We start from the raw sequence: 14968 nt of genomic DNA on the forward strand, positions 1-14968 counted from the left end.
GCCGGCGTCGAAAAAATCAACTCCCAGGCGGGCTCACCGGCTCCAGCGTCTTGGGCGTCGTCAGCCTGCCATGACCCGAAACGGCGTTGCCGGCGTCGGGCGCCAGCCGCATGAAAGTCAGCGATGCCGCCGCTGACACCGCCGCCACGATGAAGAAGGCGATGTGGAAGTCGGCCAGCCGCAGCGGTCCGCCATGGATCGACGTCGACACTTCCAGTATGCCGCCGGCCAGCGCCACGCCGAGCGCGATCGACAATTGCTGGAACACCGCCGTGATCGGCGTTGCCTTGCTGGTATCTTCGGCCGACACCTCGGCATAGGAGAGCGCGTTGACGCCGGTGAAGAACATCGAGCGGATGAAGCCGCCGACCAGCAATATGGCAAGCATCAGCGCATAGGGCGTTTCGGGGGTGAAGAGGCCGTAGATGGCGATCGACCCGGCGGCGATCAGCGAACCCCAGATCAGTACACGGCGGAATCCGGCGAGCCGGAAGATCAGCGCGGTGACAAGCTTCATGCCGATGGCGCCGATCGCCGAGACGAAGGTGATCATGCCCGACTGGAATGGCGTCAGCCCGAAGCCGATCTGGAACATCAGCGGGAGCAAGAACGGCACCGCGCCGATGCCGATGCGAAACAGCGAGCCGCCAAGCACGGACGAACGGAACACCTGGTTGCGGAACAACTCCAGCGCCAGCAGCGGGTTTGCGGCGCGCCGGGCATGCAGGAGGTAGAGCGCACCCGACACCAGGCCGACCGCCACGGTGATGAGGCCGGCCATCGGCGGCAAAGCGGGCAGGCTGACCACGGAAAGACCGAAGACGACCCCCGATGCCGCAAGCCCACTCAGCACGAAACCGGTGAAATCGAGCGGCGGGGTCTCCATGGCATCTGTTTCCGGCAGGAAGCGGGTGGCGAGCCAGATGCCCATCAGGCCGATCGGCACGTTGATCAGGAAGATCCAGTGCCAGGTGAAATAGGTGGTGATGAAGCCGCCGACCGGCGGCCCGACGAGTGGGCCGACCAGTGCCGGCACGGTCAGCCAGGACATTGCGGCGACGAGTTCGCTTTTCGGCGTGGCGCGCACCAGCACCAGGCGTCCCACAGGCGTCATCATGGCGCCGCCAATGCCTTGCAGGAAGCGCGACACCACGAAGGCCGGAAGCGAATTGGAGAAGGCGCAGGCGATCGAACCGACGATGAAGACGGCGATTGCGGCGCGAAACACATTCTTGGCGCCGAAGCGGTCGGCCATCCAGCCGCTGATCGGAATGAAGATCGCCAGCGACACCAGATAGGCCGTCAGCGCCAGCTTCAGCGCGATCGGGCTGGTGTGGATATCGACGGCAATCGCCGGCAGCGATGTCGCTATCACGGTCGAATCCATGTTCTCCATGAAAAGAGCGACCGCCAGGATAAGCGGGATGATGCGGTTCAAGGGAACGCCCTGATTTGTCTTCGCGATTCTAGGGGCCAGGCTTGGGGGCGAGCCGGCATGACGGGCGGTTATCACGGCTCGGTTCGGATGTCGCATTAAATTGCTGTTACTTTTGTGCGATCGCTACCCTTGGTGGTGTCATTTCGGCCAAACCCCATAGTTTGGGCCATCGCAGACTGTTCACACCAAACAGATGGCGTCCCACATTTGCGACGGTTTGCGTCTGCCAATCTCCCATAACGTTCGCCCCAAGGTGCGGGCCGATCCACGAAGGCGAGGCATTGGCGAAGGCGATTATCGAGACGGTCGAACGGTTTTCGGGATCAGTTAGTTCTTCAGCTCCAAAAATTCGTGTTTTAGCCGCGACCCTTGGCGCGCCATCGTGATATCTTCTTTTTATGAGGACGCGGGTTTTCATCGTCGCGGCAGCAATATGTCAAAACGTCCTCGGCAGAACGAACGAGGGGAATCAACATGGACACAAAGCTTCGCACTCTCATTCTGTGCGCCATCATCACGACGCTCGCAGCCTGTACGACCTACACGAACCCGACACCCGAGCAGTCGGCTGAGGCAGCAAAGATCGCCTCGGAGAATCAGTCGACGGCCGACGACGGGGGGATGCAATGAAGTACGTTGCGGCCCTTGAATAATTCAACCTCAATCGTCCAGCTAGGTGCGCAGGCCCTTGCAGCGCAACGGTCGTAGGACTCGCCCGAGGCGCGGTTCCCATTCGGGCACCCATTGAGCCCGTCAAGAGCCCTTCAGCGCCTGCGAAGATGTCGATCACTCGCCCGGGTCCAGTGGCTTGTGCCACCACCATTTCAAGAAGCGGGCAATCGCGATCAGACCGGCGACGACGCCGAACACGCTTGCGGTCAGGGTGAGCACCTGGCCAAGATCGAGGGTGATTATCATGGGAGCGTTCCTTTCAAGACAAATCTCGCCATTGAGAAAAGTTCTAAAAGGAACTGCAAAGATAGACGCAGGCATCAGGCGCCATGCCAACAGGGGTACCCCCCTTTGTTCCCGGAGAAGAATGCGGAACAAACGGCATGAACTGGAATGAAGTGGAACCAACGGGAACGAACGGAATGAACGGGCATGAATGCACCGATCACGTTTCCGTGAATGCGGGCGAGGGCGCAATCGGGGACACGTTTATCGCAAACAGATATTGCGGCGCATTTGCTAGGTCTCGCGCGCTGGCAGGGCACGGTTCATAATGTCGGGCCATAAGTTGCGGCGATTGCCGGGCGAGATGCATCGCCGCGCGGGTGTCATGTTGCGCTGATCGACGTCACCAGTCCGCTGGTAGGTCCAAGTGTGCGACGACTATTGCGGCCGCGTTAAAGTACTGAGGATCTACGTCCTCGTTCATCGTTTCGTTCCTATCGTTTGCCACAGGGGGCGTGTGGCGATGCGGCCTCAAATCGGGCCATTTTGATGCCGTTTTGGTGCTGTCAGGGCGTTGTCACGATCTCGTCACGGCGTTTCGTGGTTGGGCCGCTATCAAACATTGGGTGTCATGGGGGTTAAATATAATTCAAATTAAAGGGGGTGTATAAAATACGTCGAGTAGAACGTACCCCATGACGCCGTGACAACGTGACAAAACGCCGTGACAACGTGACAAAACGCCGTGACAACCCCTGTTTTCTACACGGGCAAGACGTGCGGCATGTAGCACCTCAAGACTCATGCTGCATCATTTCCCACTGATCTTGTTCAACCCAATCTACCTTGGTCCCACTGACGAATTGGTGGCGGCTATCAGGCCAAACCCCATAGTTTGGGCCATCTGCAATCATCGGCTTTTCATCGGCCACGGGACGTGTTACGAGCCAGCGCCAATCCTGAAAGGGAAGAAACGAGTCGGCGCTGTCCATTCCGGTCCAGCGCTTTTTTGTATTCCCCCGCACTTTTGTACACCAAGGGCTGGCCATGGCAAAAATCATCGAAACGTCCACGGGCGCACTGGCGCTGACATTTGACGACGTGCTGTTGCAGCCCGGTCATTCCGAGGTCATGCCCGGCGAGACCGACATCCGCACCCGCATTGCCGGCGACATCGACCTCAACGTACCGATCCTGTCGGCCGCCATGGATACGGTCACCGAGGCGCGACTTGCGATCGCCATGGCCCAGGCCGGCGGCATCGGCGTCATCCATCGCAACTTTACGCCGGCCGAACAGGCCGAGCAGGTGCGGCAGGTCAAGAAATTCGAATCCGGCATGGTGGTCAACCCCGTTACCATCGGCCCGGACGCCACGCTCGCCGACGCGCTGGCGCTGATGCGCACCTACTCGATTTCAGGCATCCCCGTGGTCGAGAATGGCGGCGCCGGCGGCCACACGGTCGGCCGGCTGGTCGGCATCCTGACCAACCGCGACGTGCGCTTCGCCTCCGATCCGGCGCAGAAGGTCTACGAATTGATGACCCGCGACAAGCTGATCACGGTCAAGGAGAATGTCGACCAGGACGAGGCCAAGCGCCTGCTCCACCAGCACCGCATCGAAAAGCTGGTTGTCGTCGACAAATCAGGCAATTGCGTCGGCCTGATCACCGTCAAGGACATCGAGAAGTCGCAGCTCAATCCGCACGCCACCAAGGATGCGCAGGGGCGGCTACGCGCCGCGGCCGCCACCAGCGTCGGCGATGACGGCTTCGAGCGCGCCGAGCGCCTCATCGATGCCGGCGTCGACCTTCTGGTGATCGACACCGCGCATGGCCACTCGCAGCGCGTGCTCGACGCGGTGACGCGCGCCAAGAAACTGTCCAATTCCGTCCGCATCCTGGCTGGCAACGTCGCCACATCAGAAGGCACGCTGGCGCTGATCGACGCCGGCGCCGACGCCGTCAAGGTTGGAATCGGGCCGGGCTCCATCTGCACCACCCGTATCGTTGCCGGTGTCGGCATGCCGCAGCTCTCGGCGATCATGTCGGCGGTCGAGACGGCGCATAAATCGGGTGTCTCGGTCATCGCCGATGGCGGCATCAAATATTCCGGCGATCTGGCCAAGGCGCTCGCCGCCGGCGCCAGCGCCGCCATGATCGGTTCGCTGCTGGCCGGCACCGACGAGAGCCCTGGCGAGGTCTATCTGCACCAGGGCCGCTCCTTCAAGGCCTATCGCGGCATGGGCTCGGTTGGCGCCATGGCCCGCGGTTCGGCCGATCGCTACTTCCAGGCCGAGGTGCGCGACACGCTGAAACTGGTTCCCGAGGGCATCGAAGGGCAGGTTCCCTACAAGGGACCCGTGTCCGGCGTGCTGCACCAGCTTGCAGGCGGCCTGAAAGCCGCTATGGGTTATGTCGGCGGCCGCGACCTTGCCGATTTCCGCGACCGCGCCACTTTTGTTCGCATATCCAACGCCGGACTTCGTGAAAGCCACGCCCATGACGTCACGATTACCCGCGAAAGCCCGAATTATCCCGGCGGAATTTGATCGGAATGCCGTCGGGCGGAGCCTGACGGCAATGATCCTGCGGCTGTCACGCCACGCCGCGGCGCTGTGTTTTGCATCCGCGGCGGTTTTCGTCGTCATGACGGTGCTGGAATTCTTCTATTTCCGCAGCCTCAGTGGCGGCCTGCCGTCGCTCGACATGCGCTTTGCCGGTTTCACACCGGACGAGGGCATGGCCTGGCTGACGGCGCTCGGCCGGCGCGGCGGTGAGATCATCCTGGTCTGGCACTATCTCACCTTCGACCTTCTGTTCCCGGCGCTGCTGTCGGTGACCATGGTCAGCCTGATCCTCGCCACCGGACGGCGGCTGAAGAATTTCCGGGCAATGCCGGCGCAGCTGCAGTGCTTGCTTGCGGTTGTCCTGGTGTTGCCATACACGCTTGCCGATTATGCGCAGAACATAGCAGTGGCGCGGCTGTTGTCCGATTTCCTGTCGGCCAATCCGGATTCGCTGTCTTTCGCCTCGGCGCTGACCGTCACCAAATTCGCGCTTTTGGCGATACCCGTGATCGTCATTGCGGCTTTCACGCTGGCGGGCCAGAAACGGCCTTGAGATGGGATAGCAAGGGCGGAGGGGCTTCTTGAACCAGACCGCGATCTTCTGGCCTGTCTTGGCGCAGGTGCTTCTGGTCTACATCGTCTATCTCGTGATAGGCCGCCGCAGATACGGCGCGGTGAGGTCAGGCGAGGCCAAGGCCGGCCAGTTCAAGACCCGTTCCACCGAACCGGCATCCAGCGTCACCGTTGCCAACAACCTCAGCAACCAGTTCGAACTGCCGGTGCTCTTCTACGTCCTGTGCCTGGCGCTGCACCAGACCAATGGCGTCAACTACCTGACGCTGGCCTTGATGTGGATTTTCGTCGCTTCGCGCTACGCCCACGCCTGGGTTCACCTGACCACCAACAATCTGCGCTTCCGCAGCCGTGTTTTCTCCTTCGGCGCGGTGGTTCTCTTGCTGGCATGGATATGGTTCGCGCTCCACCTGCTGGCGGTCGTCTGAACCGGGCTACAGGTCGAACACCGCGATCTTGCGCTTGTCGAACTTGATGCCGATCTCGCCGCGCACCAGCTTGAGCGCCACCTCGCCGAACACGGCCCGCCGCCAGCCTTGCAAGGCCGGCACGTCGGCGGCCTCGCCCTCGGCGGCGATACGGTCGATGTCGTCGCTGGAGGCCAGCACCTTCGAGGCGACGCCCTCCTTTTCGGCGACGATCCGCAAAAGCACTTTCAGCAATTCCGCTGCGGCATTGGAGCCTTCGGGCGGCTGAAAACTCTTCGGCAGCTTCGGCATATCTTCCCTGGGCAAGGCAAGCGCGCTGTTAACCGTGCCAAGCAGCGCCGTTGCCGTCGCCGACCGCTCCCAGCCCTTCGGCGTGGTGCGCAGCTTGCCGAGCGCCGCCGCATCGCGCGGCGCCTGCTGCGCGATCTCGTAGATGGCGTCGTCCTTGAGCACCCGGCCGCGCGGCACGTCGCGTTCGCGCGCTTCCCGCTCTCGCCAGGCCGCTACCGCCTGCACGATCGCAAGCTCCTGCGGCTTGCGCAGCCGCATCTTCAGCCGCTTCCAGGCATCCTCGGGATGCGGGTCATAGGTTTCGCGCGAGGTCAGCACCTCCATTTCCTCGTTCAGCCAATGGGCGCGGTTTTCCCGCTCAAGCTCGGCGCTGAGATGCTGGTAGACCTCGATCAGGTGGGTGACGTCGGCAAGCGCATAGTCGAGCTGCTTGTCGGAAAGCGGGCGGTGACGCCAATCGGTGAAACGCGAGGATTTGTCGAGCCGCGCCCCGGTGACCCGCTGCACAAGCTGGTCGTAGGAGACGCTGTCGCCGAAGCCGCAGACCATCGCCGCCACCTGGGTGTCGAACACGGGATGCGGAACCAGATCGCCGAGATGGACGATGATTTCGATGTCCTGGCGCGCCGCATGGAAGACTTTGACGACCGCCTCATTGGCCATCAGTCTGAAGAACGGCTTCAGGTCGATGTCCGGCGACAAAGGATCGATCAGCGCCGTCACGCCTGGCGCCGCCATCTGGATCAGGCAGAGGATCGGCCAGAAGGTGGTTTCGCGGATGAATTCGGTGTCGACAGTGACGAAGTCCGACTTTTCGAACGCGGCAAGAACGGTTTCGAGTTCTTTTTGGGTGGTGATGACGTGCATCAAATCGCTTTTAACAAGGGGCAAGGTGTCCTTCAATTTCAGCCGCGCGGGCTTTCGTCAAGCCGCAGCACCATCATCGGTGCTTCGTAGGTCCGTCGGAATCATCGTTGCGCTTGGCCAGCCGGGCGAAAATTGTCGATGTCCGCAAAAGTGCGATGAAACGGCTGCGATGGCCCACCGGCACGCCGGATCGCACCTGCATCCGATAGAGAATGACGACAATGAAGACCACGTAGACGACAGCGCAGAACACGAACAGGGCGCTTGGGCCGAAATATTGCATCGCCGTCGACGCGGCGAGCGGGCCGCCAATGGCGCCGAAGGAATAGAACAGCATCAGCGCCGCGTTGATCAGCACGAACTCGCCCTTGTCGGCGCGGTCGTTGGAATGCGCCGCCGACAGCGAGTAGAGCGGCATGGCGAAGCAGCCGAAGATGAAAACGATCAGGAAATTGAGGAACGGGTTGCTCCCCGCCAAGAACCCCAGCGCAAGTGCGGCAAACATTGCGCAGCACGTTGTCACCAACAGCACCGAGCGCCGGTCCCAGCGGTCGGAAAGATAGCCGAGCGGGTACTGGATGATGGCGCCGCCGAAGATGCCGACACTGACAAAGGTGACGACGTCGGCAACCGACATGCCGATCTGCTCGGCATAGACCGGCGACAAAGTGCGGAAGGCGCTGTTGGTGACCCCGACGGCGATGCAGCCGAAGCAGCCGAGCGGCGAAATCCGCCAGACCCGTGCCAGGTCGAGCTTGACGTTTTCGGGAGCGGCGGGATTGGAGCGGTCGCCGAGCGACACCGGCACCAGCGAGAGCGTGATCATGATCGACATGATGGCGAAGATGGCGAAGCCGCCGGCGCCGAAGATCGGGATCAGGAACTGCGCGCCGGTAACCGAACCGATGTCGACCATCCGGTAGATCGCCAGCACGCGTGCGCGATCCTTGTTGGCGACCCCGGAATTGAGCCAGGCTTCCATGATGGTGAACAGGCCGGCAAAGCAGAAGCCGCCGGCAAAGCGCACCGCGCACCACATGACCGGGTCGATGACCAGCACCAGGAGCAGCGTGCCGGCCGACGCAATCGCCGCCAGCGCTGAAAAGGCGCGCACATGGCCGACCGCCTTCATGATGCGGGTGACGGCGAGGCAGCCGAGCAGGAAGCCGGCGAAGTAGAATGTGCCCATCAGCCCGATGGTCGAGGCGGGAAACCCTTCCTGCGCGCCGCGCAGCGCGATCAGCGTGCTCTGCAGGCCATTGCCGCCCAGCAGGATGCCGGCGGCAATGAGGAGCGGGATCAGCGGGCGGATGGAGGACATGAAGGAAGGCAATCACTTTTCGTTGATCCTTTCTGGACCATCGCTCCCACCAATGCCAGCGGCAATTGCCACCGGCATTGGCCGGAAACTTTGGCTGGGAACCCAAGGCGTATCTTTGCAGTTCAAGGGAAGGGGGCGAATGCGCCGAGGAAGGTGCCGGGCTTGTCTGTGTTCTGTCGCTCGGCCTGAAATTCCAAGGGGAGCCCGCCGTCATGACGTTTCGCCACGCACTTCTTGCGCTTGTTGTCGGCGCTGTCCTGGCGGCAAACCCGGCGCGGGCCGTCGACCTCGCCATCGTGTCGGGCGATACCGGCAACGGCCAGAGGATCCTTCGCCAGATACTCGATCAATACGAGAAGAAGACCGGCAACAAGGTCACAGTCGTTCCGGTGCCGCCCTCGGGGACGGACCAGTTCGGCCAATTCAGGCTCTGGCTCGCCGCTGGAAGCAGCGACATCGACGTCTATCAGACGGACATCATCTGGGCCCCGCAGCTTGCAAAGCAGCTCGTTGATCTGACCGGAGCGACCAAGGATGTCGTTGGCGCCCATTTCCCATCGATCATCCAATCGCAGACCGTCGATGGCAAACTCGTCGCCTTGCCGATTTTCACCGACGCTCCGGCGCTCTACTACCGCAAGGACCTTCTCGACAAATATGGCGCCAAGGTCCCCACGACCTGGGCCGAACTCGCCGGCACCGCCAGGCTGATCATGGACAAGGAACGAGAGGCCGGCAACAAGGACATGTGGGGCTTCGTCTTCCAGGGCAACGCTTATGAAGGGCTGACCTGCGATGCGCTCGAATGGATCAAGTCGAATGGCGGCGGCCAGATTGTCGAGCCGGACGGCACCATCTCCATCAACAATCCGCAAGCAGCCGCTGCTCTCGAAATGGCCAGGAGCTGGGTGGGAACCATCTCGCCTCCCGGCGTTCTGGCCTACCAGGAAGAAGAGTCGCGCGGGGTCTGGCAAACCGGCAACGCCGTCTTCATGCGCAACTGGCCCTACGCCTATGCGCTTGGCAATAGCCAAGGCTCCCCCATCAAGGGCAAATTCGAGGTGACGACCCTGCCGCCCGGGTCTGGTGAGGGCGCGCGCCCTGCAGCAACGCTTGGTGGCTGGAACCTCGCGGTTTCCAGATATTCCAAGAACCCGGACGCAGCGATCGAGCTGGTCAAATGGATAGCCTCTCCTCAAATGCAGAAGTACCGCGCCTTGAAGGGGGCATATCTGCCGACCATCCAGGCGCTCTACGAAGATGCCGACATTGCCAGTGCGCAGCCGGTCATTCCGCGCTGGAAGGGCGTCGTTCTCAATGCGGTGCCACGTCCCTCGGCTCAGGCCAAGAGCAGGTATAATGAGGCATCGAGCAAGTTCTGGACCGCGGTCCACAACACCCTGTCCGGCGAGGGCACGGCTGCCGACAACCTTGCCGATTTAGAGTTCTCCTTGACCAGGCTCAAGGGCACAGCCTGGTGACCTCGGGCGCCACATGGTGACCTCACCGCGCCAAAGCTCGTTGCTGACGCGTCAGCGCGCGCGCTCGGCATGGCTGTTCCTTGCCCCGATGCTCATTGTGCTCGCCGCCGTCGCCGGCTGGCCACTTCTGCGTACGATCTATTTCAGCTTCACCGATGCCTCGCTCGCCGACCTCGAAGCCCGTCGCTGGGTTGGCTTCGCCAACTATTTCTCGGTCCTGCAAATGCCGAGCGGGCGGGTCATCCATGAGGGCCTGCTCGCCGACCCGGTCTGGTGGCGCGCCGTCTGGAACACGGTGCGCTTCGCAGTGATTTCGGTGACCTGCGAGACGGTCCTCGGCATGATAGTCGCGCTGGCGCTCAACGCCGAGTTCCGCGGCCGCGGCATCGTGCGCGCCGCGATCCTCATTCCCTGGGCGATCCCGACCATCGTCTCGGCGAAGATGTGGCAGTGGATGCTCAACGACCAGTTCGGCATCATCAACGACGCCCTTCTCAGGCTTGGCTTGATCAGCACGAAGGTCGCCTGGACGGCCAGCGCCGATACGGCGATGGTCGCCATCCTCATCGTCGATATCTGGAAGACGACGCCATTCATGGCGCTGCTCATCCTCGCTGCCTTGCAGATGCTGCCGCAGGAAATCTACGAGGTCGCCAGGCTCGATGGCGTCAGCCCGTGGAAGGTTTTCTGGAAGGTCACCTTGCCGCTCGTCCGGCCGGCGCTGATGGTGGCGGTCATCTTCCGCGGCCTCGACGCCCTGCGCATCTTCGACCTGATCTACGTGCTCACGCCCAACAACGTCCACACCAAGTCGATGTCGGTATTTGCCCGCGAGAACCTGTTCGAATTCGACAAGTTCGCCTACGGCTCCGCCGCCTCGACACTGCTCTTCGTCATCCTCGCGCTGTCGACCATGCTCGTTTTGCGGTTCGGCCGGGTGAGACTGGACAAGGAGTATTGATCATGTGGGACTATTGATCATGTGGATCGTCAAGCGCGCCGCCTTCTACCTGCTCGTCGCCGTCATCGTCCTCGTCGCGGTGTTCCCGTTCTACTACGCCATCATCACCAGCCTGAAATCAGGGACAGCGCTGTTTGAGGTCGACTATTGGCCGAAGATGATCAGCTTCAGCAACTACAGGAGCGTCTTCACCGAAGGGACGTTCCTGTGCAACCTGTTGAACTCGCTGTTCGTCTCCAGCGCCGTCGTCATCATTTCGCTATTCCTCGGCGTCACCGCCGCCTATGCCCTTGCGCGCATCCGCTTTCGGGGCCGCTCAGCCCTGCTTTTCATCATCCTGTCCGTCTCGATGTTCCCGCAAGTGGCGCTGCTTGCCGGCCTTTTCGAACTGATCAGGACGCTTGGCCTCTACAACTCGCTCGTCGCGCTGATCTTCTCCTATATGATCTTCACCCTGCCGTTCACCGTCTGGGTGCTAACCGCCTTCGTTCGCGACCTGCCGGCGGAGCTCGAGGAGGCGGCGATCCTCGACGGCGCGACACCCTGGATCATCATCACACGCGTTTTCCTGCCGCTGATGTGGCCGGCACTGGCGACCACCGGGCTTCTCGCCTTCATCGGCGCATGGAACGAGTTCCTGTTCGCTCTGACGTTCACCTCCAACAACGAGCAGCGAACCGTGCCTGTGGCGATCGCGCTGCTCTCCGGCAGCTCACAGTTCGAGATCCCCTGGGGCAACATCATGGCCGCATCGGTGATCGTCACCGTGCCGCTTGTCGTCCTCGTCCTCATCTTCCAGCGCAAGATCGTCGCCGGCCTCACCGCGGGCGGAGTCAAGGGATGAGGTGGGATACGCCTCATCGGGCGCACCGCATGGCTCGACTTTGGCCGTAGCATGAAGGCCGGCGTTGGAAAGGGCGACCATGGTCTTCCGGTCGAGGCCGAAGTTCAAACTGAGATGCCGCTTAAGCGCCGCCTGCCTTGACAAAGCCGGCCTCTCATGTGCTTTTCGCGCAAATTTCGGGCCGGGCCATCATGCCTCGGCCGCAACCCAGCATCCGGACTTAGCAATGACAATGCATCGTTACCGCAGCCATACCTGTGCCCAGTTGAGGAAGAGCGATGTCGGCTCTTCCGTCCGCCTGTCGGGCTGGGTGCATCGCGTGCGCGACCACGGCGGTCTGCTTTTCATCGACCTGCGCGACCATTATGGCTTGACCCAGATCGTCGCCGATCCGGATTCGCCGGCCTTCAAGGTCGCCGAAACCGTGCGTGGCGAATGGGTGATCCGCGTCGACGGCGAGGTCAAGGCGCGCCTGGCCGACACGGTGAACGCAAACCTGCCGACCGGCGAGATCGAGATTTTCGCCCGTGAGATCGAAGTGCTGTCGGCGGCCAGGGAATTGCCGCTGCCGGTGTTCGGCGAGCCTGATTATCCCGAGGACATCCGCCTCAAATACCGCTTCCTCGACCTGCGTCGTGAGACGCTGCACAAGAATATCGTGGCGCGGACAAAGATCATCGCCGAGATGCGCAAGCGCATGGGCGAGGTCGGCTTCACCGAATTCTCGACGCCGATCCTGACCGCGTCTTCGCCTGAGGGAGCGCGCGACTTCCTCGTGCCGTCGCGCATCCATCCCGGCACTTTCTACGCGTTGCCGCAGGCGCCGCAGCAGTACAAGCAGCTGATCATGGTGTCTGGCTTCGACCGCTATTTCCAGATCGCGCCGTGCTTCCGCGACGAGGATCCGCGCGCCGATCGTCTGCCCGGCGAGTTTTACCAGCTTGACCTCGAAATGAGCTTCGTCGAGCAGGACGACGTGCTGTCGACGATGGAACCGGTCATGCGCGGGGTCTTCGAGACTTTCGCCAACGGCAAGCCGGTGACGCAGGAATTCCAGCGCATTCCTTACGATGTGGCCATGCGCAAATACGGCACCGACAAGCCGGACCTGCGCAATCCGATCGAGATGCAGGCGGTCTCCGATCATTTCCGCGATTCCGGTTTCAAGGTGTTCGCCAACATCCTGGCCAACGACCCGAAGGCTGAAGTCTGGGCCATCCCCGCAAAAACCGGCGGCAGCCGCGCCTTCTGCGACCGCATGAACTCCTGGGCGCAAGGCGAGGGCCAGCCGGGGCTGGGCTACATCTTCTGGCGCAAGGAAGGCGAAAAGCTCGAAGGCGCCGGGCCGCTTGCCAAGAACATCGGCGAGGAGCGCACCGAGGCGATCCGCCTGCAGCTTGGCCTTGCCGATGGCGATGCTGCCTTCTTCGTCGCCGGCGATCCGAAGAAATTCGTCTCCTTCGCTGGGGCGGCACGCACCCGCGCCGGCGAGGAGTTGAACCTTGTCGACCGCGAGCGTTTCGAACTGTGCTGGATCGTCGACTTCCCGTTCTTCGAATGGAACGAGGAGGAGAAGAAGATCGATTTCGCCCACAATCCGTTCTCCATGCCGCAGGGCGGCATCGAGGCGCTCAAAGGCGAGGATCTGCTCGGCATCAAGGCATTCCAGTACGACATGGTCTGCAACGGTTTCGAGATCGCCTCTGGCGGCATCCGCAACCATCTGCCCGAGACCATGGTCAAGGCGTTCGAGACCGTCGGGCTGGATCGCGAAACGGTGGAGGAGCGTTTCGGCGGCCTCTACCGCGCGTTCCAGTATGGCGCGCCGCCGCATGGCGGCATGGCGGCCGGAATCGACCGCGTCGTCATGCTTCTGGTCGGCGCCAAAAACCTGCGCGAAGTGACCATGTTCCCGATGAACCAGCAGGCCTACGACCTCCTGATGAATGCTCCGTCGGAAGCTACCCCGCAGCAGCTTCGCGAGCTGTCGCTGCGTGTCGTGGCGAGCAAGAAAGAGGCTTAAAAACCTCCCGCAACCGATTCTATTGATTCATGAAAAAGCCCGGCAGCGATGCCGGGCTTTTCGTATCCCAATGTTGCTTCGATCAGTCCTCGTTCGCCTTGACCGTCACGCCAAGCGTCTTTGGCAGGTCGAGCGGGTTGGACATGGCGCCCGCCATGATCAGCGCGAACGGCACCGCTGCCGACGGCTCGGCCGCGATCTCGAGGCTCTGCGGGTCGTCGAGATATTTGCTGACCGCGGCCGTCACCTCGGCGGTCAATTCGGGATTGTTGAGCTGCGCCATGCCGAAAGGCACGATCGCCTTGGCCTGGTTGGCGATGTCCTTGCCCGACATGCCTTGTTGCTTGCCGACATAGTCCAGAACCTTGTTGGTCAGCGAATCGTCGTCGAAGCGTACGCTGGCGCTGTTGAAGGAGAGTTGCTGCAGCAGGCCGAGCATGGCCATGCCCTCAGCCGATTTGTCAGCGCCCTCGGGCTGAGCTGCCATCTTTTTCTGCATCTCCTGCAGCGACTTGATGACATCCAGCGTGTAGCCGCCGAGATCGAAGGTCATGCCAAGCGTGCCGGCATTGTCGACGGAGATGTCGTATTTCGACAGTTCCATCTTGCCGTCCGAAGGCTGCCAGATGCCGGCCATTTCGAGATTGCCGGTGATATTCTGGTAACCGAGGGCGTTGATCACTTCCTTGGATTTCGGATCCTCGACCAGCGTCAGGTCGGCATTGAACTTTTCGGTCGTGCCGGAAAACGCCATCGCCTTGCCGTCGGCCGGCGGCGTGATTTCGATTGCCAACCCGTCCATCGAGAAGGCGGTCTTGTCGGCGACCTTGACCGTCATGTTGTCGAGTTCGGCCGACTTGTACATCATCAGCGAACCCAGCGGTCCCGTCGCCCCGTCCGCCGGAACCGTCATGTCATGGATGACGAAAGGGCTGAGGTTGAGCGTGATCCCGTCCTGGCTGTGCTGGAAGGCCGAAGTCGATACGGTCGCGATAGCGTAACCGCCATTGGCCTCGGTTACGCCTTCGAGCTTGACGTCGCCGATCGCCAGAGGTTCCTTCTCGGCCGCCGGTTTGACGGACACGCCTTGCAGCACCATGCTGGAGGCATCGCCGCTCACCCCTGTCCAGGAGATGTCGATGCCCTGGGCGGCCATGGCCGCCTTCAGCCGGTCGGCGACCGCGGTGTCCTGCGCCAAGGCAGCGTTGAGCGGCAGCGTCAGCAGAAAGGTGGAGAGGGCGAACCTCTGGAGAGTGGAGCGTTTGATTGTCATCGC

The 14968-nt window shown here is 61.9% G+C and carries 14 protein-coding genes; 8 read left to right on the forward strand and 6 right to left on the reverse strand.

Going from position 1 to position 14968, the window contains the following annotated elements:
- Positions 1–16: 16 nt before the first annotated feature.
- The gene (locus C9427_RS00660) at positions 17–1438 is read right to left on the reverse strand and encodes an MFS transporter (RefSeq protein WP_107647320.1); all 1422 of its coding nucleotides are present in this window, start codon (positions 1436–1438) and stop codon (positions 17–19) included.
- Between the two features lie 474 nt (positions 1439–1912).
- On the opposite strand from C9427_RS00660, the gene C9427_RS33990 reads away from it, so the two are divergent.
- Positions 1913–2068 carry a hypothetical protein gene (locus C9427_RS33990; protein WP_167434201.1) on the forward strand — a complete coding sequence of 52 codons (156 nt, stop codon included), beginning with the start codon at positions 1913–1915 and terminating at the stop codon, positions 2066–2068.
- Between the two features lie 156 nt (positions 2069–2224).
- Here C9427_RS33990 and C9427_RS35195 read toward each other — a convergent pair whose 3' ends face one another.
- Positions 2225–2356 (reverse strand): hypothetical protein, encoded by a 132-nt coding sequence (locus C9427_RS35195; RefSeq protein WP_280954146.1) that lies wholly within the window; start codon positions 2354–2356, stop codon positions 2225–2227.
- A gap of 773 nt (positions 2357–3129) precedes the next feature.
- Positions 3130–3396, reverse strand: a complete 267-nt coding sequence (locus tag C9427_RS00665; RefSeq protein ID WP_146172478.1) for a hypothetical protein — start codon at positions 3394–3396, stop codon at positions 3130–3132.
- Between C9427_RS00665 and guaB the strand changes: the two genes are divergently transcribed.
- The 3 genes from guaB to C9427_RS00680 are packed head-to-tail and all read left to right on the forward strand — an operon-like array spanning position 3383 to position 5904.
- Complete coding sequence (gene guaB / locus C9427_RS00670) at positions 3383–4885, forward strand: IMP dehydrogenase (RefSeq protein ID WP_097574171.1); 1503 nt, start codon at positions 3383–3385, stop codon at positions 4883–4885. The two genes, C9427_RS00665 and guaB, sit on opposite strands and share 14 nt — an antisense overlap.
- Positions 4886–4916: 31 nt before the next feature.
- A complete protein-coding gene (locus C9427_RS00675; RefSeq protein ID WP_167434202.1) occupies positions 4917–5456 on the forward strand; it encodes a hypothetical protein in 540 nt (179 codons plus the stop codon).
- A 28-nt stretch (positions 5457–5484) separates the two neighbouring features.
- Positions 5485–5904 (forward strand): MAPEG family protein, encoded by a 420-nt coding sequence (locus tag C9427_RS00680; protein WP_107647323.1) that lies wholly within the window; start codon positions 5485–5487, stop codon positions 5902–5904.
- 6 nt (positions 5905–5910) lie between these two features.
- On the opposite strand, the gene rnd is transcribed toward C9427_RS00680, so the two are convergent.
- Together rnd and C9427_RS00690 are read right to left on the reverse strand one after the other, a co-directional pair.
- On the reverse strand, positions 5911–7062 hold the full coding sequence (rnd, locus tag C9427_RS00685; RefSeq protein ID WP_107647324.1) for a ribonuclease D: 1152 nt from the start codon (positions 7060–7062) through the stop codon (positions 5911–5913).
- Between the two features lie 73 nt (positions 7063–7135).
- On the reverse strand, positions 7136–8383 hold the full coding sequence (locus C9427_RS00690; protein WP_107647325.1) for an MFS transporter: 1248 nt from the start codon (positions 8381–8383) through the stop codon (positions 7136–7138).
- 212 nt (positions 8384–8595) lie between these two features.
- Between C9427_RS00690 and C9427_RS00695 the strand changes: the two genes are divergently transcribed.
- The 4 genes from C9427_RS00695 (at position 8596) to aspS (ending at position 13692) form a co-directional block, all read left to right on the forward strand.
- On the forward strand, positions 8596–9864 hold the full coding sequence (locus C9427_RS00695; protein ID WP_107647547.1) for an ABC transporter substrate-binding protein: 1269 nt from the start codon (positions 8596–8598) through the stop codon (positions 9862–9864).
- A gap of 88 nt (positions 9865–9952) precedes the next feature.
- The gene (locus tag C9427_RS00700) at positions 9953–10825 is read left to right on the forward strand and encodes a carbohydrate ABC transporter permease (RefSeq protein WP_245436953.1); all 873 of its coding nucleotides are present in this window, start codon (positions 9953–9955) and stop codon (positions 10823–10825) included.
- Positions 10826–10841: 16 nt separating this feature from the next.
- A complete protein-coding gene (locus tag C9427_RS00705; protein WP_208636326.1) occupies positions 10842–11669 on the forward strand; it encodes a carbohydrate ABC transporter permease in 828 nt (275 codons plus the stop codon).
- A 226-nt stretch (positions 11670–11895) separates the two neighbouring features.
- Positions 11896–13692 (forward strand): aspartate--tRNA ligase, encoded by a 1797-nt coding sequence (aspS, locus tag C9427_RS00710; protein ID WP_107647328.1) that lies wholly within the window; start codon positions 11896–11898, stop codon positions 13690–13692.
- A gap of 82 nt (positions 13693–13774) precedes the next feature.
- On the opposite strand, the gene C9427_RS00715 is transcribed toward aspS, so the two are convergent.
- The gene (locus C9427_RS00715; RefSeq protein ID WP_107647329.1) at positions 13775–14965 is read right to left on the reverse strand and encodes a hypothetical protein; all 1191 of its coding nucleotides are present in this window, start codon (positions 14963–14965) and stop codon (positions 13775–13777) included.
- Positions 14966–14968 lie beyond the last annotated feature (3 nt).

This window comes from Mesorhizobium helmanticense, assembly GCF_003034915.1.
GTDB classification, from domain to species: Bacteria; Pseudomonadota; Alphaproteobacteria; order Rhizobiales; family Rhizobiaceae; genus Mesorhizobium; species Mesorhizobium helmanticense.